The organism is Teichococcus deserti (genome assembly GCF_001982615.1).
GTDB classification, from domain to species: domain Bacteria; phylum Pseudomonadota; class Alphaproteobacteria; order Acetobacterales; family Acetobacteraceae; genus Pseudoroseomonas; species Pseudoroseomonas deserti.
On the sequence record NZ_MLCO01000448.1, the window covers coordinates 1 to 1,829 of the forward strand.

Sequence of the window (1,829 nt, forward strand, 5' to 3'; positions counted from 1 at the left end):
TGTTCGCCGCTCCGCCGCCACCTCGTGTGCACCCGCTGAGGATCGTCGGCAGCGTCAGATGGGTATAAGGGCCAGGGCCGGGGGGTGGCGGCCCAGCCCTCGGCGCCCCCGGTCCAGTCGGTGATCCAGAGCTCGCCGGCGAATTCCGGCAGCCGCGCGGCGAGGCGATGGTCGGCGTTCAACGCGAAGCCGCCGCCAGCGAAAACAAGATCCTCCCCGGCCCCGCGCAGGGCCAGGGCGAGCAGCGGCAGGCCGGTTTCCACCACCCGGGCGAGGGCGCGGTCGCTGGCGCGGTCTGCCGGGGTGGTGGCGTCGAAGGGGGTGGCGGGCAGCGCCACCAGCAAGTCCGCGCCGGTTTCCAGCAGGGTCTCGGCGGTGGCCGGGTCCTCGGCATCGGCGCCGGGCAGCAGGCCCATGCGGAGGCCGCGGCAGGCCAGCGGGCCCGGCGCCGGACCCGGCCGGCAGCGGGCCGCCAGACCCAGCGGGTCTGGCACCGAGAGAAGGTGCTGGGGACGGCGGGCGGCGACGCGGCCGCCCTCGACCAGCACGACGCCGTGCCGCGGCAACCCGGCCTCCTGCCAGACGGTGCCCAGCAGCACAGCCGGACCCTCTGCCGGCAGCCTCGCGGCCAGCTGCCGCAGCACCGCCTCGGCCGCCTCGTGGAAAGAGGCGTCGGCCAGCAGGTCGTGCAGCGGGGCGCCGGTCAGGCTGGCCAGCGGGGTGGCCAGCAGGTCCGCCCCGGCCCGCGCCGCCGCGTCATGGGCGGCCAGGATGCCGGCGGCATTGGCGGCCAGCGCCCCGGCGATCGGGGCGAGCGGCGCGGCGGCGATGTGCATCAGCGCCGCGCGCCCGCGATGGGGCCGCGCCGGGTTCCGGCGACGCCCAGCGCCATGCCGGCCGAGACGATGGCGACGCCGGCCAGGCCGAGCGGGCCCAGCGCCTCGCCCAGCAGCGGCCAGGCGACCAGCGCGGCCAGCGCAGGGGTCAGCGCCGTGATGGTGGTGGTGGTGGCGCTGCCCAGGGCATTGACCGCGCGGGTGAACAGGAAGCCCGCGATCACCACCGCGACCATGCCCTGGTAGATCAGCTGGTAGATGACGGCGCCGGAAGACGCCTCCCCCAGGCTGGAAGGCAGGAAAAAATACCAGACGGGCAGGTAGAGCAGCGGCGGGTAGAGGGCGAGCACCGTGGTCGCGGTCAGCGCCGGCACCTGCCAGCGCCGCACCAGCACCGTGAAGACCGCCCAGCCCAGGCAGCCCAGAATGAAAAGAAGATCGCCGCGCCAGGCGCCGGGATGGGTGCCGAAGGTGTCGAGCGTCAGCAGCAGGATGCCGCCCGCCACCACGGCCAGCGAGACCACGCGCATCCGGGTCCAGCGCTCGCCGAGCCACAGCCAGCCGAGCAGGGCGGCGGCGAAGGGCAGCAGGCCGGTCAGCAGCACCCCGCCATGCGCGGTCGGCGCGTAGCGGAAGCCGAAATAGGCGGCCAGCGGGAAGACATAGGCCGCCCCCGTGGCCAGACCGGCGGCGCGGCCGAGGGAAAGACGCGGCCAGCCGAAGCCCGCCACCAGCAGCAGCCCCATGACGAAGGAGCCCATGTAGCGCAGCGCGCCCATGTCCCAGCCGGTCAGCGCCTGCTTGCCGCCCAGCCGGGCCGAGAGGGAGAAGCCGGACCAGACGATGACGACGGCGAAGGCGCAGGCCAGGCCGATGGCGCGCTCGCGCGACGCGCCGGCGGGAGGTGCGGCGCCGCCGGGCAGGCCGGCGGCGAGGGAATCCTGGGGCATGGCGGCAGCCTAGCCCGCGCCCCTCCCCCTTGAACATCGGCCC

2 protein-coding genes are annotated in these 1,829 nt (G+C 75.6%); both read right to left on the minus strand.

The features are described 5' to 3' along the window. Positions 1-836 (minus strand): nitrilase-related carbon-nitrogen hydrolase (locus BKE38_RS28735; RefSeq protein ID WP_278247658.1); only part of this gene is annotated, 836 nt, incomplete at its 3' end. Then, positions 836-1,786, minus strand: coding sequence for a DMT family transporter (locus tag BKE38_RS28740; RefSeq protein WP_083747943.1), 951 nt, complete (start codon positions 1,784-1,786; stop codon positions 836-838). The genes BKE38_RS28735 and BKE38_RS28740, both read right to left, overlap by 1 nt. Positions 1,787-1,829: the final 43 nt, after the last annotated feature.

What these genes read in the sequence shown, in the direction of transcription:
- BKE38_RS28740 (WP_083747943.1), bottom strand. Translation starts at nt 1,786, where the DNA reads ATGCCCCAGGATTCCCTCGCCGCCGGCCTGCCCGGCGGCGCCGCACCT.